This is a genomic window from Leptotrichia sp. oral taxon 847, from assembly GCF_001553645.1.
GTDB lineage: Bacteria > Fusobacteriota > Fusobacteriia > Fusobacteriales > Leptotrichiaceae > Leptotrichia.
The window spans coordinates 699,076-722,093 of sequence record NZ_CP014231.1 but is presented as its reverse complement, the minus strand read 5'-3'; the positions used below and the strand labels follow the sequence as shown (position 1 = coordinate 722,093).

Genomic DNA, 23,018 nt, shown 5'->3' with positions numbered 1-23,018 from the left:
ATACAAAAGGTGTCGTGATTTTTTTGGAGTAAAGACGACTGTTTGAGCACGTTTAGTGCGAGTTTCGGCTTTGCTTCAAAAAAATGCTTAGACGAGCGTGGGGATTATAAGGGGAAATGGCGGTCCTTTCCCCTTATGTAAAAAAATAAAAAAATAATATTAAACAAAATAACATCTTGTAATCAAAAATAAGCTAAAAAATTTGAAATTAAAAAATCTGCCCCTAAAATTTTTAAACCATCTAAATATTTTACTTTTATTGACAAAAAAAAATGAATGTGATAAATTTATTTTAGAAAAGTAAAAAGTGAATGAATGGAGGAAAATAAAATGTTTTTAAAAAATAAATCTTTTTCGCCATATATGACAATATTGCTCTCATTTATGGTAGTTACAATTTTAGGTGGGATTTTGTTGTCTTTGCCAATTTCTATGAGGTATGGTAAAAGTGTGAAATTGATTGACGGATTTTTTATAGCAACTTCAGCTATTTGTGTGACAGGGCTTTCCAGTATTGATATAGGCAGTGTTTATAATATTTTTGGGCAAATGGTGATTTTAGTATTGATCCAGCTTGGAGGGCTTGGAGTTATAACATTCACCTCAGTTATAATCATTATGATTTCCAAAAAAATTGGGTATTACACGAAAAAAATCGTTCAGGAAGATATAAATATTGACACGACTTTTAAAATCGAAGAATATGTGAAAAAAGTTATTTTGTCTGTAATTGTCATTGAATTTATCGGAACTGTTATTTTATTTTTTGAATTTATAAAAAAATTTGGTTTTTTAAAAGCAGTTTATTATTCTTTCTTTCATTCTGTTTCGGCTTTCTGTAATGCGGGATTTTCACTATTTTCAGATAATTTATACGGATTTAAAAATAGTTTTATAATAAATATGACAATTCCGCTTCTGATATTTTTGGGTGGAATTGGATTTTCAACGATTTTAAATTGTTATAATGTTTTGCGGAAAAAAGAAAAAAGATTGACTTCAACAACTAAATTAAGTATTAAAATATCTATTTTCTTAGTAATAATAGGAATGGTTGCGATATTTTTTTTGGAATATTCCAATAAAAGTACAATTGGAAATTTATCTTTTGGACAAAAATTGGAAGCATCATTTTTTCAAAGTGTAACGACGAGAACAGCAGGATTTAATACCATTTCAATTTTGGGTCTAAAGAGGTCAACTTCACTATTATTTGTTATTCTTATGTTTATTGGAGCTTCCCCTGGATCAACTGGTGGCGGAATAAAGACTACAACGATTGGACTTATAATTTTAGGAACTTTAGCGACATTAAAAAATAAAGATACGATTGAATATGATAAAAGAAGCGTAAGCTGGAGGATCTACAGTAAAGCAATAACTGTATTATTCATTTCACTTATTTATACGACAATTTGTGTATTTTTATTGATTTTATTTGAAAGGAATAAGAATCTTTTGGATTTGGTTTTTGAAGTGTTTTCAGCGTTTGGAACGGTCGGACTTTCAAGAAATTTGACTCCAAGCCTTGCGGACATTTCAAAATTTATACTTATAGTTACGATGTTTGTTGGAAGAGTTGGTCCACTTACAATTGCTTTGGCATTATCGAAGTCAAATTTAAAAAAAGGACGTTACACTTATCCACAGGAAAATATTTTAATAGGATAATTTTTAGGAGGAAAAAATGGCAGGATATTTAGTTATAGGAGCGGGAAAATTTGGAAGAAGTGTTGCAAAGACACTATATAGTCACAACGAAACTGTGCTTGTAATTGATAAAAATGAAGAACTTACACAGCAGATAATAGATGACGGAATTGTTGGAGAAGCGGTTTCTTTTGATGTAACAGAAGAAAATTCTCTAAAAAAAGTGGTGAGCAGTGATGATTTTGAAGTAGCTTTTATTTGCATTGAAGGAAGTTTGCAAACAAGTGCATTAGTTACAGTTATGTTAAAGGAGCTAGGAATAAAGACAATTATTTGTAAAGCTATTACAAAAATTGAAGGAAAAATTTTAGAAAAAATAGGAGCAAGAAAAGTTGTATTTCCTGATGAAAGTGTTGGAAGAGAATTGGCTTTTGAATTTTTAAAACCAGATGTGACAGAGCATTTGAAATTTTCTGAAAAATATAGGATTTTTGAATTTAAAGCACCAAAAAAAATTATAGGAAAAAGTCTTGTCGAGTTAGATTTGAGAAAAAAATATGAAATGAACGTAATAGGGATAAAAAGAAAAGGTGAAGAACTTAGAATATCACTTTCTCCAGATGAAAAAATTTTAGAAAATGACATGCTTTTGGTTGTTGTAAATGTTGAAAAAATGATACAGTTTAATAAGGAGTATCTGGAAAATTAGAGCTTAAACAAAACTTTGACAAACAGTTTATAAAAATTTAAAATAGAGTTTTATTTTTGTATATACAATTATAAAATAGTGTAAAAAAGTATATAATAAATAAAAAATAATTGTGGATGAATATGTTTTTTATTGAATATAAAATAAAATATAAAATAATTTTTGGAGGGAAAAATATGAAATTGAATGATTTTAAGGAAGTTGAAAATTATCAAAAAGAGAGGGAAATTAAAGAGTTGGATTTTATTTTAAATCTGACTCAGGAATCTTTTGTGGACAAGGAAAAAGAAAAGGAGTGGAATAAGCTTAGGACTTCGTTTGCACTTTATACCGAAGGTAGAATTAAAGGGACTTATATGACAAGACCTCGTTTTTTTGAAAGTAAAATAGACATTGAAGATTTTGAGTATTTGCTTGATGTTGTGCAAAAATATTGTGATGGTAGACTTCATCTTACGACTAGACAAGATTTTCAGTTACACGGAATGAAAAAAGAAAATTTACCCAAAGTTTTGGAAATTATTTCAAAAAGAGGTTTTTTTACAAAAGCAACTTGTGGAGATTCAACCAGAGCTGTAATTACTCCTGAGACAACTGGATTTGAAGAAGAAGTTTTCGATGTTTCGCCTCATGCGAGAATTGTTACAGACTATATTTTAAATGGTCGTGAATTTATGCATTTGCCAAGAAAATATAAAATTGCTTTTTCAAATAAAGAAGCAAATTCACTTTATGTGAAAATAAATGACATTGGATTTCAAGCGGTTATTAAAGACGGGAAAAAAGGATTTCGAGTGTATGTCGGCGGAGGAATTGGACCGATTTCAACTAATGCGATTGTTTTAAGAGAATTTATTGAAGAAGACGAATTTTTGTATTACATTCACGCAATTAGAAATTTGTTTAATGATCATGGAAATCGTAAAATTCGTGCTAGAGCAAGACTTCGTTATATTTTGCTAAATTTGGGAGAAGAAAAATTCTTGGAATTGTGTAACGAATATATTTCTAATTTTTATGCAGAAAAAGGAGACAGCCTTAAAATTTATACGAGAAAATTACTTGAAGAAAGAGAAATTTTGGATAAAGAAAAGAGAGCAAAAAGAATAGAAATATTTTCTAGCGAAGAAAATACAGATGAAAGTATTAAAAACGATGAATTTTTGAAAAATGAAAAAAATATCGTGGCAGGAAAGTATAAAGGAGAATACGGATATTATTTAAGACCTGCGAGAGGAAATATTTATAAGGAAGATGGAGAAAAATTAATTGAATTTGTAAAAAATTTGGATTACAAAGTTGAATTGAAACTTACAAGTTTTCAAAGTATTTTAGTTCGTGGACTAAAAAAAGAAGATGTACTAAAACTAAAAGAAATTATGAGCGAATATTACGGAGGAAATGAATTTTACAGTTCATATTCTTGTATTGGTAGTACAACTTGTAATGTTGGAATTTTGGATACTCCGCCAATTTTGGACTACATTTTTGAATTTTTTGACAATGATGAAAAAAGAGAGCTTACAAATTATTTGCCACAAATAAAAGTTACTGGATGTCCAAATTCTTGTGCAACTCCACAAATTGCCAGACTTGGTTTTAGTGGAAGAAGAAAAAAAGACGGAGAATATTTTGCAATTTATGCAAGGGGAGAATTTAGCGGAAAAACTGTTAAACTTAATGAAAATTTGGGAGAAATAAAAGCAAATAAAATACCATATTTTCTTGAAGATATTGCAAATATTTTAAAAAATGAAAACATTGAATTTGAAAAATTTGCAAATGAAGATAGATTTCTTGGATTGATTGAAGATTATAAGGAAATTGAAGTAGAAAATGTTGATTTTAATGAATTTCGTAAAATTGATGCCGAAAAGGCTTGGTAGAATAAAGGAAAGGGAGGGAAAATCATGTATGTTGAATTAAAAAATGTGAATAAGATGTACAATGACTACAAAGCGTCAAATGACATCAATTTAGGAATAAAAAAAGGGAAATTAGTGGCATTGTTAGGACCTTCTGGAAGTGGAAAATCCACGATTTTAAGAATGATTGCGGGGCTTGAAACACCTGATTCGGGAGAGATAATCATTGACAAAAAAGTTGTAAATGATATTTTGCCAAGCAAGAGAGGAATTGGCTTTGTGTTTCAAAATTATGCACTTTTTCGGTATATGACTGTTTTTGATAACATTGCATTTGGATTAAAAATTATGAAAGAGAAAAAAAGTGTCATAAAAGAGAGAGTTGAAAAACTTATGAAACTTGTAAATATCGAAAATTTGGGAGATCGTTATCCAAATCAGCTATCTGGTGGACAAAGACAAAGAGTGGCTTTTGCAAGGGCATTAGCACCAAATCCAGAACTTCTTTTGTTAGATGAGCCTTTTGCTGCAATTGATGCCAAAGTTAGACAGGAACTTAGAAACTGGCTTCGCAAAACTATTGACAAAGTTGGAATTACGAGTATTTTTGTGACGCACGACCAAGATGAAGCGATAGAAGTTGCCGATGAAATAATTGTTACAAATAAAGGGAGAATTGAGCAAGTGGGTTCTCCCAAAGAAATTTACAGTAATCCAAAAACTGCATTTGTGGCAAAATTTATGGGAAATCCAATTGAGCTTGAGAGTATAAATAAATTTAAAGGATTTGAACATTTGGAAAATAATTCAAAAGCGATAATTAGAGCGGAAAATGTTACGATCATAAAAAATGGGGAACAGTTTAGATATTCGGCTTCGACTGAAAAAGGGGTTGTGGAATATACACTTTTTCGTGGAAAAGAAGTAGAAGTTGGGGTCAGAGTTAATGGCATTTTGATAAAAGGGAATAGAAAAGTTGAAGAACCAGTGGTTACAGTTAATGAAGATGTAAACGTGTATATTTATCGTGCTTTTGTTTTTGATGGCGACGAAAAAGTGAAAATTGTGGAAAATGCAAATACTCGAAATCAGAATGATGTTGTAATTTAAAAACTTATAAAAAGGAGATTTAATGTGCTAAAAGTAAAAGAACTTGAAACGGATGTGCTAATTATTGGAGGTGGAACAGCTGGTTGCTATGCGGCTGTAACAATTAGCAAAAACTCTAATTTATCAGTACTTGTCGTGGAAAAAGCTAACATTAAGAGAAGTGGCTGTCTTGCAGCTGGAATCAATGCCATTAATGCGTATAATGTGAAAGGAAGAGTTCCGCAAGATTATGTAGATTACACGATAAAAGATGCAAATGGAATTGTGAGAAAAGATTTGGTTTTAACCGCTGCAAATAGATTTAACGAAATTACGGCTGAGGTTGAAAAATTAGGACTTGTAATTTTGAAAGATGAAAATGGGGAATATGTCAACCGTGGAAATAGAAATATTAAAATAAATGGAGAAAATTTTAAACCGATACTTGCCAATGCTGTGAAAAAGTCTAAAAATGTGAAAGTGTTAAATACTGTAAATATAACAGACTTAATCACAGAAAATGGCAAAATTAAAGGAGCGGTAGGTTTTTCCATAAAAGAAAAGGTAGCTTATAAAATTTTAGCAAAAAAAGTGATTGTTGCGACAGGAGGGGCCTCTGGACTTTATAAACCAAATAATCCTGGCTTTTCCAGACATAAAATGTGGTATCCACCATTTAATACAGGTGCGGGGTATGCGATGGGAATAAAAGCTGGAGCAGAGATGACAACTTTTGAGATGAGGTTTATCGCGCTTAGATGTAAAGACACGATTGCACCAACTGGAACGATTGCACAGGGAGTTGGAGCAAAACAAGTAAATTCAAGAGGTTTTGTGTATGAAGATAAATATGGGATTACAACAAGTGAGAGGGTTTATGGGACAGTTAAGGAAAATCAGCTGGGAAATGGTCCATGTTATTTAAAGACGAGTGGAATTACTGACGAAGAGAGTGAAAGTTTGTTAAAAGCGTATTTAAATATGGCGCCAAGTCAGACGCTTAAATGGATAGAGAGTGGAAAAAATCCAAATGAGCAGGATGTGGAAATTCAAGGAACAGAGCCTTACATAGTTGGAGGACACACAGCAAGTGGTTTTTGGATAAATACGAATAGAGAGACAACTGTAAAAGGACTTTATGCAGCAGGAGATGTAGCTGGTGGTTTTCCACAAAAATATGTCACAGGAGCGTTGGCAGAAGGGGAAATCGCTGCACTTGACGTAATTTCAAAAATAAAATTGGAAAATAGAAAAAATGAAAAAAATAAAGAAAATCAAAATTTTTCTGAACAATCTGAAAAAATAATAAAAGAATATGAAAATATTTTAAATTTTGAGAAAAATAAGACAAATGAATTTTCAATAGAAGATTTGGAAGAGGGAATGCAAAAGGTGATGGACGAATACGCTGGAGGAATTTCTACGAATTATCAGTTTAATGAAAAACAGTTAAAATTGGCAGATGAAAAAATTTCTCAGCTAATCGAACTTTCAAAAGGTGTAAAAGCGGAAGATATGCATGATTTGATGTTTGCATATGAATTAAAAGATAGACTTTTAGTTTGTAAATCGTTAATTGCACATTTGCTTTACCGAAAAGAGACGAGATGGCATACATTTAATGAAAATTTGGATCATCCAAAAACGGACGAGAAATTTTTTAAGTATGTTAATTCAAAATTGATAAATGATAAGTTGGAAGTTTTTACAAGAGAAATAGTGAAGGAGGATTTCTATGAGCATAGTAATTGATCCATTAAAATGTATAGGATGCACAAAATGCACACAAGTCTGTCCAGGAACTTTGATAGAAATGACTGATTTAAAAATGGACAGGAAAAAAGCGGTTATGAAATATCCAAAAGACTGCTGGGGCTGCGTTTCATGCGTAAAAGAATGTCCAGTACAAGCAATTTCATTTTTTTTAGGAGCTGATATCGGAGGAAATGGAAGTACAATGGTAACAAAGGAAAAAGGCGATATTTTGAGCTGGATAATCGAAAAAAGAGACGGTACAACTCAAGTGATTGACATCAATAGAAAAGATGCAAATAAATATTAGAAAATATAATTTTTTAAATGATTTTGAATAATAAAATTTTTTTTGATTTATAATTAATAAAAAATTAAAAAATAATAAAAATATAATTTTAAAATGATATAATTAAAACAAATTGAGCGTTTTATATTTTTCAAGGGGGGAATAAAAATGTTAAAATTATTTAAGTTAGTGGTTATTGTCGTAGTAGTAATGTCACTAGTTGGTTGCGATGGATATTTATGTGAAATGGGTTCGAGAACAGCGTGTATAAGATATGACCACAATTATGAAAAATAAAAGTTATCATTAAAATTTTAATTATTTTGTAAAAAGATTAGGTTAAATATAGTATTAACCGGTCTTTTTTTATTAATACTAAATCTCATTTGAATAACGAATTTATTAAAATTTTTTCAACGAGGAAAAAAGACCTAATATTTCTAAATAATTAAAATATAATTTTCGCTTTTTAAATGGGTAATAGTATAATTTAATTTTTATTCTTAAAAATAACAAATTATGATTTTGATATAAGATATCTTAAAATAATTTTGAAAATCAAATTAAAATTATCTCTAATTAGTTTGTATATACAATTGAATATACAAATATTATATGCGATAATGAGCTATGAAAAATAAAAAATAAAGATAAATTATTTATTTGCAGTAAAAAAAAGAGAAAGGGAGAGTAAAATATGAAAGAATTATCTCATTTAGATGAATTAGAAGCAGAAGCGATATATATCATAAGAGAAGTAGCGGCAGAATGTGAAAATCCAGTTATGCTTTACTCAATTGGAAAAGACAGTTCTGTTATGTTGCATTTGGCAATGAAGGCATTTTATCCAGAAAAACCGCCATTTCCATTTTTACATGTAAACACGACTTGGAAATTTCGAGAGATGATAGAGTTTCGAGATAGGAGGGCAAAAGAGTTGGGGATTGAGATGCTTGAATACATTAATCCTGAAGGAGTTGAAAAAAATATCAATCCTTTTGACCACGGTTCGTCTTTTACGGATATAATGAAAACTCAGGCGTTAAAACAAGCGCTTAATAAATATGGATTTACTGCCGCATTTGGTGGTGGAAGAAGAGATGAAGAAAAGAGTCGTGCAAAAGAGAGAATTTTTTCATTTAGAAATTCAAATCAGGCTTGGGATCCAAAAAATCAAAGACCTGAGATGTGGAAACTTTACAATACGGAAATAAATAAAGGAGAAAGTATCCGTGTTTTTCCAATTTCAAATTGGACTGAAAAAGACATTTGGGAATACATAAAAAGAGAAAATATACCGATAGTTTCGCTTTATTCAGCAAAGAAAAGACCTGTTGTAAAAAGAGGAACAAATTTAATTATGGTGGATGACGAACGTATGAGATTAAATGACGGAGAAGTTCCTGAAATGAAAATGGTGAGATTTAGAACACTTGGAGATTACCCACTTTCAGGTGCTGTTGAATCAAATGCTGTAACTTTGGAAGAAATAATAGATGAAACATTAAGTTCGGTGGAATCAGAGCGTACAAGCCGTGTCATTGACAGTGATAACGGTACTGGAAGCATGGAAAAAAGAAAAAGGGAGGGGTATTTTTAATGGCAAAATTATTAAAATTTATAACTTGCGGAAGTGTGGATGACGGAAAATCCACTTTAATTGGAAATATTTTATACAACTCCAAATTACTTTATGCGGATCAGGAAGAAGCGCTTATTTTGGACAGTAAAGTTGGTTCAAGAGGCGGCGCAATTGATTATTCATTGCTTTTAGACGGACTTATTGCAGAAAGAGAGCAAGGGATAACGATAGATGTGGCTTATCGTTATTTTACGACAGATAAGAGAAGTTTTATCGTGGCAGATACTCCTGGTCATGAGGAATATACTAGAAATATGGCTGTTGGAGCATCTTTTGCACAAGTTGCAATTTTACTTTTAGATGCCACAAAAGGAGTTTTAATTCAAACTAGAAGACACGCTAGAATTTGTTCTTTAGTTGGAATTAAATATTTTGTTTTTGCAGTAAATAAAATGGATTTGGCAAATTATAGCAAAGAAAAATTTGACAAAATTGTGGCACAGATTGATGAGCTTGCAAGAGAACTTAATTTAGAAAATATTAAAATTATACCTGTGAGTGCAACTGAAGGGGATAATGTTACAACGAAATCCCAAAATATGGAATGGTACAAAGGTGAGAGTGTTCTTGAATATTTAGAAACAGTCGATGTTACAAGCGAAGATAAAAATTCATCTTTTTATGTGCCAATCCAAAGAGTTTGCCGACCAAATCATAAGTTTAGAGGATTTCAAGGGCAAATTGAGAGCGGTGAAGTGAAAGTTGGACAAACTGTAACTGTGCTGCCAAGTAATGAAACTGCCGTTGTAAAATCAATTTTGAATGGAGATAAAACTGTAGATAGCGCTTTTGTAGGACAAGCGGTAACTATTCAGCTGGATAGGGAAGTTGATGTGAGCCGTGGTTCAGTTATAACTGATAATAATGAACTTTTTGCAGCAAAAAATATAAGTGCGACGTTGCTTTGGACGGACGACAACAAATTGACAGTTGGAAAAGAGTATTTGGCAAAAATTGGAACTAAAAAAATTCCTGCGATAATTAAAAAAGTTGAATATCAAATTGATGTAAATACTGGAGAAAAGATAAAAGCAGATTCGATAACTAAAAATGAAATTGCACTTTGTGAAATAGCATTTTCAGATAAAGTAATAGTTGATAAATTTAAGAAAAATAAGATTTTGGGGGAACTTATCTTAATTGATAGATTGTCACATCAGACGGCTGCCGCTGGAGTTGTGGAAAATGTGAAAGTTAGCGAAGAAATACCGTATTTTCAAAAAGATGACATAGTTATAAAAAATGGTTATATTTTTGAAGAAATGTATTTTGACTTAAAAAACGCAAGACTTTCTAAATCTGAAGAAAATAAAAAAACTTATTTTGTGGATGACAAAATTACTGGAAAAGGGGATAGTTTTGAATATCCAGAATATTTTGACATTATTTCAGTTGAAGATGGAGCAGCAGTGCTTGTGAGAAATTATAAAATTTTTGATATAATTAAACTTTCTGATTATCATTACACAGGACTTCCGCTTGTTGATACGGGAGGATGTGCACTAAATATCAATAAAAAACAGGGTATGCAAGACTTTTTAGAAGACTGGCAAAAAAATAAAAATATTTCTGAAATTCATAATAAATGGGCAAAATTTGAAACTTATAGAAGAGTTGTGAGCACCGATTACTCTTATGTGATATAGCACAAAAGGGGGAAAAATGGGAATAAAAAATTTTAAAATACCAATAATTCTTATTTTTGCAGCAATAATTTTATATACAATTGGAATTGTAAGACAAAATGCTAAAATTAAAAATAAAAAATCTCAAATAGAAATTACAAATGTATCCTATGATCCAACTCGTGAATTATACGAAAAATATAATAAGGAATTTTCAAAATATTATAAAAAGACATATGGAAAAGATGTAAACATTGTGCAATCTCACGGTGGATCGGGTTCTCAAGCTCGTTCTGTAATAGAAGGCCTTGATGCGGATGTCGTAACTTTGGCGCTAGAAAATGATGTTTCGCTTTTGGAAAAAGTTGATTTGTTGAAAAAAAACTGGATAAATAATTTTCCAGGAAATTCTTCGCCATACACTTCGACAATTGTGTTTCTCGTTCGACGTAAAAATCCTAAAAATATAAAAGATTGGGAAGATTTGACAAAAAATGGAGTAAAAGTGATAACTCCAGATCCAAAAAGCAGCGGAGGGGCCTGTTGGAATTTTTTAGCGGCTTGGTCTTATGGAATAAAAAAATTTGGAAATAATGAGAATAAAATCATTGAATTTGTGAAAAAATTTTATAAAAATGTAGCGGTTATGGATTCTGGGGCTAGAGCTGCAACTACGACTTTTGTGGAAAATGGACAAGGAGATGTGCTTATTTCTTGGGAAAATGAAGCACTTGCAACAGTGAAGGAATATCCAAATGATTTTGAGATTGTTTATCCGACTGTGAGTATTTTAGCTCAGCCGACAGTTGCTGTAGTGGATAAGATTGCAAAGAAAAATGGAAATTTTCAAATTAGCCAAAAATATTTGGAGTATTTGTATTCGGATAAAGCTCAAAATATTATAGCACAAAGCGGATATAGACCGTATAATAAAGAAATACTTGAGAAATATAAGGATAAATTTAATTTGAATGTGAAACTAACAACAATAAAAGATTTTGGTGGATGGAAAAAAGTTTATGAGAAATTTTTTGAGGAAGGTAAAATTTTTGACAAAATTATGGAAAATTAAAATATAGGTTAAAATATAGAATAGAATAGAATGGAATAGAAAGGAAGTGGAAGATGTTATTAAAATTAAAGAAAAGTTTTTTTGCAAAAAAAAGTGCCAAAGCAACAATTCCCGGATTTAATTTATCGCTTGGAATAACACTTGCGATGCTTTCAGTTTTGGTCTTAATCCCACTTGTTTCCATACTGATTTATTCGTTTAAATTGTCGCCAAGTCAGTTTTGGAAGTTAATTTTACAAAAATCAGTTGTTTATGCTTTATTTACAAGTATTTCACTTTCTTTTTTAGCAGCGGTTGTAAACTGTATTTTTGGATTAATTTTAGCTTGGGTTCTTGTAAAATATGATTTTTTTGGAAAAAGATTTTTAGATGGACTCCTAGAACTTCCTTTTGCGCTTCCAACAGCTGTTGCAGGAATAACTCTTGCAAAAATGTATTCAGATACGGGAATGGTTGGAAAATATTTTGCAAAATTCGGAATAAAGATTTCGTACACTCATATAGGGATTGTTATAGCCTTGATATTTGTTGGAATTCCTTTTGTTGTGAGAAGTGTCCAGCCAATTTTGGAAAAGCTGGACGGTCAGTATGAAGAAGCTGCATATATTTTGGGCGCAAATAAAGCTACGACTTTTTTTAAAGTAATTTTTCCTGAGATAAAACCTGCGCTTCTCACAGGATTTGGATTGGCTTTTTCAAGGGGAATTGGTGAATATGGAAGCGTAATTTATATTTCTGGAAACAGTTTCAAAGAACATACGCAAGTTATCTCATATGTGATTATGCAAAAATTAAATTATGTGGATTATCCATCAGCAACGGCAATAGCTTTACTTATGTTAGTAATTTCTTTTGCTTTACTATTTTTAATAAATATGGTGCAAATGAAACAATTTAAAAGAACAAATAATATTTAAAAAAAATAAAAAATGGAGAAAGAAGATGACGAAAAAAGAAAATAATATAATAAAATATGTTCTTATCACAATAAGTTTTTTATTTGTATTTACAATGCTTTTGCTGCCACTCGCTTCAATAATTCTAAATTCACTTCAAAAAGGCTGGAAGTTTTATTTTAGCAGCATAACGGACAAAAATGTCTTATCGGCGCTAAAAGTTACAATAATTGCTACAGTTTCAGCAGTTTTAGTAAATACTGTCTTTGGAATAGCAGTTGCGTGGCTAATAACAAAATTTTCTTTTCGTGGAAAAAATATTCTTGCAACATTAATTGACATTCCTTTTTCAATTTCTCCCGTGATAGCAGGGCTTGCTTTTATTACGACCTTTGGTCGAATGGGCTGGGCAAATGCAATTATTGAAAAAATAAATCAGTTTTTTGTCTTGGATATAAAAATTGTATTTGCAATCCCAGGAGTAATTCTTGCTACAATCTTTGTCACATTTCCGTTTATTGCAAGAGAAATAATTTCAATTTTGAATGTGCAGGGAAAATCTGAAGAAGAAGCGGCGGCATTGATGGGAGCGAGTGGTTTTACAATTTTCAGAAAAATAACTTTTCCACAGATAAAATGGGGGCTTTTTTATGGGATAATACTTTGTACGGCAAGAGCTTTGGGAGAATTTGGCGCGGTAAATGCTCTGTCAAAAGTGAGAGGAAAAACATTTACATTGCCGCTTGAAATTGATGCGCTTTATTTATCTGGCGCATCAGACGCAGTAACTTCAGCATTTGCTGTATCATCAGTGCTGGTTTTAATTTCAATTGTTATACTTATAATAAAAAATATTGTGGAACATAAGTCAGAAAAAATTTAAAAATTTTGATAAAAAAAAATTAATTGACAAAAATAGTTTAAAAAATATATAATAATACTTGACAATAAAAGAAAAAGGTATTAAAATCTTTATTAGTAATTGTTGAAAATTCAAATCATTTTAATATAATTATTTCTATTTGAAAAGTGCATATTTTAGAAGAAAATTTAATAAAATTGTGGATAATTTATTAAATTGCATAATAGAAAATACATCTATATTAGTTATAAAATGTATTTGATAAAAATCATAGAAAATCAGTGAAATTTTAATTTTTGGAGGGAAAAATGGCTAAAGAAATGAAAACAATGGATGGAAATATGGCTGCGGCACATGTGGCGTACGCATTTACCGAAGTAGCAGGAATCTATCCAATTACGCCGTCATCTACTATGTCAGAAGTGATTGACCAGTGGGCGGCATATGGACAAAAAAATATATTTGGAAAACCAGTTAAAGTTGTGGAAATGCAATCAGAAGCGGGAGCTGCGGGAATGGTTCACGGTTCACTTCAAGCGGGAGCTCTGACTACGACTTTTACTGCATCACAAGGGCTACTTTTAAAGTTGCCTAATATGTATAAAATTGCAGGAGAATTGTTGCCAGGAGTTATGCATGTGGCAGCTCGTTCACTATCTTCTCATGCACTTTCAATATTTGGAGATCATCAAGATATTTACTCAGCGAGAATGACTGGCTGGGCTATGCTTGCAACAAGTTCTGTGCAAGAAGTTATGGATTTAGCGGCAGTTGCTCATCTTTCGGCACTAAAATCTAAAGTTCCGACATTACACTTCTTTGATGGATTTAGAACTTCTCACGAAATTAACAAAGTGGAAGTTATGGATTATAAATTTTTAGAAAGTTTGATTGATCAAGATGCTTTACGTGAATTCAGACAAAAAGCGTTAAACCCGGAAAATCCTGTAACTCGTGGAACAGCGCAAAATGACGATATTTATTTTCAGGCAAAAGAAGCTCAAAATAAATATTACGAAGCGGTACCAGACATAATAAACGACTATATGCAAAAAATAAGCGAGTATACCGGAAGAAAATATGCACCATTTGTTTATTATGGTTCAGAAAATGCCAAAAGAGTAATAATTGCAATGGGGTCAGTAAATGAAACAATAAAAGAAGTGGTGGATTATTTGAATGCAAAAGGAGAAAATGTAGGAGTTTTAAATGTACACTTATATAGACCTTTTTCAAGCAAATATTTCTTTGATGCAATGCCAAAATCAGTTGAAAAAATTGCAGTTTTGGATAGAACAAAAGAGCAAGGTGCAGTTGGGGAACCTTTATATACCGACGTTAAAGCGTTATATTACGGAAAAGAAAATGCACCTGAAATAGTTGGAGGAAGATATGGGCTTTCTTCAAAAGATACAACACCTGAACAAATAGTTGCAGTTTATAAAAACTTGGCGCAAAAAGAAATAAAAAATAACTTTACAATAGGAATCATTGATGACGTAACATTTACTTCACTAGCTTTGGAAGAAGAAGTGTTTACAGGAAATGATGATGTAAAAGAATGTCTATTCTACGGACTTGGTTCAGATGGAACAGTTGGAGCGAATAAAAACTCAATTAAAATTATCGGGGATAAAACAAATTTGTATGCGCAAGGATATTTTGCGTATGATTCTAAAAAAGCGGGAGGAGTTACTCGTTCCCACTTAAGATTTAGTAGAAAGCCAATTCGTTCGACATATTTGGTAACTAGACCAGATTTTGTTGCTTGTTCTGTGGCTGCATATCTTGGAAAATACGATATGATTTCAGGATTAAAAGAAGGTGGAACATTTCTATTAAATACAATTTGGGACAAGGAAAAATTAGTTAAACATCTGTCAAATGAAGTTAAAAGAACGTTAGCACTTAAAAAAGCTAAATTTTACATCATAAATGCGACAAAATTGGCAAAAGAAATCGGTTTGGGAAATAGAACAAATACAATTATGCAATCGGCATTTTTCAATTTAGCAAATGTAATTCCTTATGAAGAAGCTAAAGAATATATGAAAGAATATGCTAAAAAAAGTTACGGTAGAAAAGGGGACGACATAGTTCAGAAAAACTGGAATGCGATTGACAAAGGAACAGATGGACTGGAAGAAGTGGAAGTATTACCAGAATGGGCAAATTTAGAAGTTGACAAAAAAATTATAGATGAAGCAAAACCTGAATTTGTAAAAAGAATCGTTGACCCAATTAATTTAATGAAAGGAAATGAATTGCCGGTATCTGCAATCGTTGAAAACGGAATGGTCGACGGTACATTCAAAAGCGGAACAGCTAATTATGAAAAAAGAGGAGTAGCCTCAGAAGTTCCAGAATGGCAACCAGATATGTGTATTCAATGTAATCAATGTGCGTATGTTTGTCCACATGCTGTAATTAGACCATTTTTGATAGATGAAGAAGAAATGTCTAAAGCACCAGAAGGAATGCCTACAATCAAAGCAATGGGACGTGGAATGAACGATTTAAGCTTCAAAATTCAAGTGTCGACTCTTGACTGTACAGGATGTAGTGTCTGTGTAGATGTCTGTCCTGCACCAAAAGGAAAAGCAATTGTTATGAAACCTATTGAATCACAAATTGAAAAAAATGAAGTTGAATATACAGACTATTTATTTAACAATGTTTCATACAAAGATAAAATTTTAGGTAAAAATACTGTAAAGGGTTCACAATTTTCAAAACCGTTATTTGAATTTTCTGGAGCGTGTGCAGGTTGTGGAGAAACTCCTTACATAAAATTAGTAACTCAGTTATTTGGTGAGAGAATGATGGTTGCAAATGCGACAGGATGTTCTTCAATTTATGGAGCTTCAGTTCCTTCAACACCGTATACGACAGCTGAGAGTGGATGTGGACCAGCTTGGGCTTCTTCACTATTTGAAGACAATGCAGAATATGGATTTGGAATGCATCACGCAATCGATACAATCAGACAAAGAATTTTGGAAAATATGGAAGAAATTAAAGAAAAAGTTTCACCAGAATTGGCCCAAGTGTTTAATAACTTTATCGAAAATTTTGACGATGGAGATAAAACAGCTGAAATTAGAGATAAATTGGTAGAATTGCTTGAAAAAGAAAGTAAAGATGCAGCAACTGATGTCAAAATTAAATCAAAAATTGATGATATGATAGCCTTAAAACAATATTTAGTTAAAAAATCAATTTGGATTTTCGGTGGAGATGGATGGGCTTATGACATCGGATTTGGTGGACTTGACCACGTACTTGCGTCAGGACAAGATGTAAATATTTTGGTACTTGATACGGAAGTTTACTCAAATACAGGAGGACAAGCATCTAAATCATCAAGAATAGGTTCTGTTGCAAAATTTGCCGCATCAGGAAAACCATCTAAGAAAAAAGATTTGGCAGCAATGCTTATGACATATGGAAATATATATGTTGCAAAAATTTCAATGGGAGCAAATCAAAATCAAGCACTAAAAGCGATAAGAGAAGCTGAAAATTACAAAGGACCTTCAATAATTATAGCATATTCGCCTTGTATCGAACACGGAATTAAAACAGGTATGGGTAAAGCTATGTCAGAAGAAAAATTAGCTACAGAAGTTGGATATTGGCCAATATTCAGATTTGATCCACAGTTGGTTGCAAAAGGTAAAAATCCATTGCAATTAGATTCAAGAAGTCCGGCTTGGGACAAATACGAGGAATTTTTGTTGGGTGAAAGAAGATATGCAACACTTGCAAAAGAATTCCCAGAAAAAGCTAAAGTATTGCTTGAAGCTAATATGAGCGATTCAAGAGCAACTTGGAATTACTACAGAAGACTAGCGTCGATTGACTATTCAGTAGAAGAATAATTAAAAAATAATAATACAAAAAAACTATCTTAGAAATTCAAATTTTCGAGATAGTTTTTTAAATTAAAAATGAATTAATTATATATTGATTTTTATTAATTTTTATTGTATAATAAAATCAAAGGGAGAAATAAAAAAAGAAAGAAAAGAAATAAAGAAATAAAAAAGAAAAGGGGACGGTTAAAATGAACGAGAATAAATCAAGTGGATTTACTCTTGTTGAGGTTTTGTTATACATTTCAATTGTAGCTATTTTATTTTTAGCTATTTCAAATAATTTACAAAAACAAAAACAGCTCCAAGAATTTGCAATCCAGAAGCGAAATATAAGTGGATTTATTCGTAAAATTCAGCAATATGCGCAGTATAACAAAAAAATTTATACGTTGGATTTTAAAATATCTGAAAAAACGGCGTATTTTTTGGATAATGTCAAAGGGAAAAAAGAAATAATTGATAAATTAAAAATTTCAGATAATCTGTCTTATATGACAAATAATTCCAATAAAAATGCCAATTTTTTGAGAAATACCACAAATGAAGGCAATTTTGAAAAAGGATTTTCAATTTATCTTTTGGATAAAAAAGGCGAAAAAATATATTACAGAATTTCTACAAATACTATAAATGCTGCAAAATATCCGATTATAAGTATTTATCGTGCAAAAACTCCGATAAAATTGAACGAAGATTATTTAAAAGCGAGTTTGTGGGAAGAGGAAATTTAAATGACAAAAAGGGATTTTGATAAAATTAATTTTAAAAAAATAGAAATTCAAAAAAATAATTCGCAAAAAAATAGTCTTTTTGAAGAATATGACTCCAAAATGAAAAAGTTGCAGGAAAAAGAAAAGAAAAAAATCGAATTACAAAAGAGATTTCAAAGTGAAAAAGAAAAATTTTTAAATTTTTTCAATAAAAAGATCGGAGTTGAAGAAATAAAAAATAATTTTAAATTTGTTATTCTGATTTTAATCAGTGCCATAATTTTTGTTTTTTATCTTGATTTTGTAACGTTTAAAGGTAATTTTAAAGGTGAAAAAATCCTTTATGTGAAAATGGACGGAAGTCGTGGGAGTGTTTTAAAAATAGACAACAAATATTTAAAAAATCAGGCGTCCATAAAAAATACAAAAAATTTTGAATATGGGACTTATTTGATAAAATTTGATGTAAAAAGAGTTACGATGAAAAATAATTATACAACTTTTGATGGAAAAATAATTGGTTGGAAAGAGTCAAAACTAAATATTTTTAGAAAATATATTTTAAATATTTTTGACGATTTATTTTTGACTGAAGATAATCTCTACGCTTTTTCAAAAGCAGCAATTTTAGGAGAAAAATCTGAAGTTTCAAAAGATATGAAAGATAAATTCAAATATACGGGACTTGCGCATTTAATTGTGATTTCTGGAACACATATTTCCCTTGTCATCATTGGAATTGTCAAACTTTTGGACATGATTTCGCTGGCATACCGTCCAAAATATATTTTTGCTCTCGTTATTTTGACATTTTACTGTGCATTGATAGGATTTTCTCCAGGAATTTTAAGAGCTTATATTATGGGTGCAATGATGATTTTGGCCAGAATTTTATTTGAGAAAGAAGAGAGTAAAAAATCACTTTTAATATCGTTTGTTGTAAATGTTGTACTAAATCCTTATTCAATTTTTGATATTTCGATGCAACTTTCTTATATGGCGGTAATTGCTATTATCTTTGTGTATCCACCAATAAAAAAATTTTTTGAAAAAACGATTTTTTCTAAAATAAAAAATGAAATTTTAAGAAATACCATTGATTTGATGTTTTTAAGTTTTGTAATTCAACTTACGAGCATTCCTTTATTTTTATATTATTTTCAAAAATTACCATTATTTTCTTTTTTGTTAAATATAATTGGTGTACCGATTGGAACAATTGTAATTCAAATTTTATTTTTTATAATGCTTGTAAACATATTAAAAATAACATTTTTAAATTCAATTTTAGTATTTATCACAAAAATTATTTTTGGTGCATTTGAAGGGTTTATTTACGCTGGAAGCAAAATTCCGCTACTTCAAATTGAAGTTTCACAAAAATTTTCGATTTTGTTTATCTTTATTTTTTATTTAATTTTATTCATTTTAGTTTTTAAAATTATTCCTTTTTTTTCATTTGACAAAAAATAATAAAAAAAGAAAATATCTAATTTTTAAGATACTTTCTCTTTTTTTATAAATTTAATTTTTTATTTGACTAACATTACAGTTGGCGTACTAGGCACTCTAAGTCCATTTTTATCTCCAGGTGTTGAGTTTCCTAACCAGTCATAGATAAATTTAATCTGATCGTCGTAATGTCTTATACATTTGTGTGATTCAGGATAAGTTCCTATTTTCTCAGCTGTAACTTTTTTTCTTTGTTCTCTTGTATTTTTAGGTTCAAATAGTGAAGGGATGCTGTGCATATATCCTCCTCCACTAAATCTTACAGCATTTTTAGCATCTCCCACAACATCTTTGTTATCAGAGCCAGTATATTGCATAACAGGTTTAGCATAAGCAATTAAGAATGTTCCATATGGTGTTGCAAAAGAATTTCCACTATCTTTCCCAGTTGTTACAAATGATGAGGTTACTACATTCCAGTTGTTTCCTGATTTTTCAATAACCATTTCATTTTGGCTACTTCTATCAACGTAGATAAATCTTTCGATTTCTTTTGTTATCCCAGAATCTTTTAACATGTTTCGAGTTGACGGTTTTATGTAGTAAGTTCCTTCATCAAAAGCGTCTATTTTTACTTTTGTATATTTATCATTATCTTCTTCGATGGTCATAATCGTTCTGTCAGGTATATTTATTGCATTTGCATTTTTAAAACTTGAGTTAGCATAAGCTGGCTCACTTTGGTTTGCTCTATTTCCAAATTTATCCCGATTTCCACCGCCACTTCCACCTAATGGGACATAGTCGTCCAAGACATAGATTTTTTTACTTTTTGCAAGTGCATCTCTAATGAAAGCGTTTGTTTTGTTTACTTTTTGCATCATATCCTGCCAGTCAAATTCTCTTTTTTCAGCGGAAGATTTTGGAATATATCCAAGCTGACCGTCTAAAAACACTTCATACCAGTCATCAGATTTTCCTTCACTATTACTCTTAACAAGACCTATAACTTTAAATTTATTTCCATATTTTGCTTCTTTTATGACCTTAGCATTTGTATTTGGCTCTTTTCTGATGTTTGACTTGTTTTTTATAAAAACAAACTCGTCCATATCCTTTGGTGAATTTTTGTCATATTCATAATTAAAAGTCAAATTTTTTGGTCTTTCCTTTAAGTAGTAAGTCGAATAACTGTAAGGACCTTTTATCGAATTTGAATTTTTTATTTGAGTTTTTTTATCACTTTCGTTTTTATGGTTTTCGGGGGTGATTACTGAATCTTGAGCATTTTTTATATTATTCAGATTATTTGAATTTTTATTTTCATTTTGCTGTTTTTTTTTCGTATTTTGTTTTTTAGGATATTCCGCTATATAGCTTTTGATAAAATTATCAAATTCTTTTTCAAAATCTCCCTTTTTTATTGTTTTTTCGATTTTTTCACCTTTGGTATATTTCCCTTTTTCATTAGTTACAAACGGTGTAAATCTCATTTTTACACTGTCTCCAGATTGCATGTATTCCACTTCTATCTTGTCTTTAACACCGTCTTCATTTAAATCTGGCTCAAGAGTTACTTTTTTCCATTCAATTTTTTGTGAATTTTTTGGAGCTGAAAAATTATTTACTGAAATCATAGAAATCAAAGTCAGCGCCAAAATAAAAAATTTTATTTTTTTTGTTTTCATAAATTTTTCTCCTTTATTTATTTTATAAAACTATTGCAACTACTGGTTCTTCAGGTATTGTGTTATCTCCATCTTTAATTTTACTTCCAGCGTTTATCCAATCAACAATAAATCCAACCTGATCGTCAAAATGTCTCACACATTTATGTGATTCTTTGAAAGTTCCTATCTTTGCAGCTGTTTCAGTTAGAGCTGTTTCACCTTTAAAATGAGTGTTAACAGGTATTCCGTGTAAATATCCTCCACCACTGAATCTAACGGCAAATTTAGCAACTCCAGCAATTGTCAAATCAGGTCTTTCTGGAAGAGGAGTGTCGCCTTCTCTAGCTTTTCTTGTAAACGGCATGTACCCTCTGGTAAACGCGATTAAAAATGCGCCATGGGGTGTTTCGTAAGAACCGCTTCCATCTTTTCCAGTTGTTACAAACGAATAAGTTACAACTTTATATTTATTTGTTTCTGGATCTCGCTCAAAAAGCATTTCTGCTTGACTGCTTGGATCAATGGCAACGAATTTATTAATCGCACCGTTTATATTTTCAACTTTTTTGTAGCTATCTTTATCTTTGGAAATGTAATAAGGTCCTCCATAAAATGGCGTTTCAATTTTTAGCATTCCCTTTTCTTCTCCTAAAATTCTAAATAGAGTTTGATCTGGGACATTTATAATTTCCCCCTTTTTGTCGGGATTTGTATATGCCACTACACTTTGGTTGTTTTTGTTTCCAAATTTATCTTTTTTACTTTCTTTATCGTGAGAAAGTGGTGCATATTCAGTGATTATATTAATATCTTGTCCTGCATCTAATGTTTCTTCAATAAATTTATTGACATTATCCATTTTTGTAACCATTTTATCCCAGAAAAATCCTCTTTTTATCACGTTATTTCCTCTATCTACCACAAATCCTTTAAAAGTTAAAGGCTTTATTTTAGATTTTTTTTCTTTAATGTGATTTACATTTGTACTTCCTTTTTTTGTAATCTCAGTATAGTACAATTTTTGCTGGTTTGCATCCGATACCATCTCAAATAAGAGTTTTGGCTTTTCGCTATATTTTAGCGTTACAATTGATTTTCCTTTCGGTGCATCGAGCAATTCAGAGGCATTTTTCACAAATAAAAAATTATCTAAATCTTTGGGAGAATGTTTATCAAATTTTAATTTACTAAATACTATTTCGGAATTTCTATTGTCATCATAAATCATTATGTGCCTAGTTTCGTCTGGAGACATATTTTTTGAATATTCGCTATAATACTCTTTTACTTTATCCAGTAATTTAGACATCTCTTCTAAATTTAAAATGTTTATTTTTTTATTAAAAGTTATTTGATAACTTAGCATATTTTTTCCATTTTGATTTGTATAAATGGAAACGATCGCATTTAAAAAATTATTTTCTTCGTTATAGCTCACTACAACTTTTTCATCAGTTCCATCATTGTCAAAATCATAGTCAAAAACTTCGTTTTCGTAGCCATTTGCTGCTATATCCTGAGTAAATTCTTTAGGTAAATTAACATTACTATTTTGTATAGCACTCGCAGTCATTCCCACAAAGGTATTTAACAGAGCAAAAATTCCTATTTTTAATTTTTTTGAACCATTTCCTTTCTTTGTTTTTTCCTTCATCTCCTTTTTAAAAATTTTTTTCAAAATATATTACCCCCTTTAAAAATTTTTTTCTTCATTTTTTCTCCTGTTTTAAAATTTATTCCTTTTATTTTACAATTAATTTTAACGTTTATATTATACTAAATTTTTAATCATTTGTGAACTGATTTTATAATAATTTTCTTTTTTTCACATAAAAAAATTGGCAGTTTTTACCACCA

Annotated in this window: 17 protein-coding genes; 15 read left to right on the top strand and 2 right to left on the bottom strand. The window is 30.6% G+C overall.

Translation table 11 applies throughout. From position 1 onward, the window contains the following. The first annotated feature begins 330 nt into the window (after positions 1-330). The 15 genes from AXF11_RS03265 (at position 331) to AXF11_RS03200 (ending at position 19,512) form a co-directional block, all read left to right on the top strand. Positions 331-1,671: a TrkH family potassium uptake protein gene (locus tag AXF11_RS03265; RefSeq protein ID WP_068154885.1), complete on the top strand. Its 1,341-nt coding sequence runs from the start codon at positions 331-333 to the stop codon at positions 1,669-1,671. A 16-nt stretch (positions 1,672-1,687) separates the two neighbouring features. Further along, positions 1,688-2,359, top strand: a complete 672-nt coding sequence (locus tag AXF11_RS03260; RefSeq protein ID WP_068154883.1) for a potassium channel family protein — start codon at positions 1,688-1,690, stop codon at positions 2,357-2,359. A 176-nt stretch (positions 2,360-2,535) separates the two neighbouring features. Continuing rightward, positions 2,536-4,245, top strand: a complete 1,710-nt coding sequence (locus tag AXF11_RS03255) for a nitrite/sulfite reductase (RefSeq protein WP_068158196.1) — start codon at positions 2,536-2,538, stop codon at positions 4,243-4,245. A 24-nt stretch (positions 4,246-4,269) separates the two neighbouring features. Continuing rightward, positions 4,270-5,334, top strand: coding sequence for a sulfate/molybdate ABC transporter ATP-binding protein (locus tag AXF11_RS03250; RefSeq protein WP_068154881.1), 1,065 nt, complete (start codon positions 4,270-4,272; stop codon positions 5,332-5,334). 24 nt (positions 5,335-5,358) lie between these two features. Further along, positions 5,359-7,065 (top strand): adenylyl-sulfate reductase subunit alpha, encoded by a 1,707-nt coding sequence (locus AXF11_RS03245; RefSeq protein ID WP_231724756.1) that lies wholly within the window; start codon positions 5,359-5,361, stop codon positions 7,063-7,065. Further along, positions 7,049-7,375 (top strand): 4Fe-4S dicluster domain-containing protein, encoded by a 327-nt coding sequence (locus AXF11_RS03240; RefSeq protein WP_068154877.1) that lies wholly within the window; start codon positions 7,049-7,051, stop codon positions 7,373-7,375. The genes AXF11_RS03245 and AXF11_RS03240 overlap by 17 nt, the downstream gene beginning before the upstream one ends. A gap of 147 nt (positions 7,376-7,522) precedes the next feature. Then, positions 7,523-7,651 carry a hypothetical protein gene (locus AXF11_RS11000; protein ID WP_257720979.1) on the top strand — a complete coding sequence of 43 codons (129 nt, stop codon included), beginning with the start codon at positions 7,523-7,525 and terminating at the stop codon, positions 7,649-7,651. 400 nt (positions 7,652-8,051) lie between these two features. Further along, positions 8,052-8,954, top strand: coding sequence for a sulfate adenylyltransferase subunit CysD (gene cysD / locus AXF11_RS03235; protein ID WP_068154875.1), 903 nt, complete (start codon positions 8,052-8,054; stop codon positions 8,952-8,954). Next, positions 8,954-10,642: a sulfate adenylyltransferase subunit 1 gene (locus tag AXF11_RS03230; RefSeq protein WP_082729369.1), complete on the top strand. Its 1,689-nt coding sequence runs from the start codon at positions 8,954-8,956 to the stop codon at positions 10,640-10,642. Before cysD ends, AXF11_RS03230 begins: the two co-directional genes overlap by 1 nt. A 16-nt stretch (positions 10,643-10,658) precedes the next feature. Continuing rightward, complete coding sequence (locus AXF11_RS03225; RefSeq protein ID WP_068154873.1) at positions 10,659-11,693, top strand: sulfate ABC transporter substrate-binding protein; 1,035 nt, start codon at positions 10,659-10,661, stop codon at positions 11,691-11,693. Positions 11,694-11,746: 53 nt separating this feature from the next. Next, positions 11,747-12,610, top strand: a complete 864-nt coding sequence (cysT, locus tag AXF11_RS03220) for a sulfate ABC transporter permease subunit CysT (RefSeq protein ID WP_068154872.1) — start codon at positions 11,747-11,749, stop codon at positions 12,608-12,610. A gap of 25 nt (positions 12,611-12,635) precedes the next feature. Then, a complete protein-coding gene (locus AXF11_RS03215; RefSeq protein WP_068154870.1) occupies positions 12,636-13,472 on the top strand; it encodes a sulfate ABC transporter permease in 837 nt (278 codons plus the stop codon). Between the two features lie 287 nt (positions 13,473-13,759). Further along, positions 13,760-17,332, top strand: a complete 3,573-nt coding sequence (nifJ, locus tag AXF11_RS03210; protein ID WP_068154868.1) for a pyruvate:ferredoxin (flavodoxin) oxidoreductase — start codon at positions 13,760-13,762, stop codon at positions 17,330-17,332. Positions 17,333-17,517: 185 nt separating this feature from the next. Beyond that, entirely contained in the window at positions 17,518-18,060 is a 543-nt protein-coding gene (locus AXF11_RS03205) for a type II secretion system protein (protein ID WP_068154866.1), read from the top strand. Beyond that, positions 18,061-19,512 (top strand): ComEC/Rec2 family competence protein, encoded by a 1,452-nt coding sequence (locus tag AXF11_RS03200; RefSeq protein ID WP_082729368.1) that lies wholly within the window; start codon positions 18,061-18,063, stop codon positions 19,510-19,512. It begins immediately after the preceding gene. 59 nt (positions 19,513-19,571) lie between these two features. On the opposite strand, the gene AXF11_RS03195 is transcribed toward AXF11_RS03200, so the two are convergent. Further along, positions 19,572-21,179: a L,D-transpeptidase family protein gene (locus AXF11_RS03195; protein WP_068154864.1), complete on the bottom strand. Its 1,608-nt coding sequence runs from the start codon at positions 21,177-21,179 to the stop codon at positions 19,572-19,574. Between the two features lie 22 nt (positions 21,180-21,201). Beyond that, positions 21,202-22,839, bottom strand: a complete 1,638-nt coding sequence (locus AXF11_RS03190) for a L,D-transpeptidase family protein (protein ID WP_231724755.1) — start codon at positions 22,837-22,839, stop codon at positions 21,202-21,204. Between the last annotated feature and the right edge of the window lie 179 nt (positions 22,840-23,018).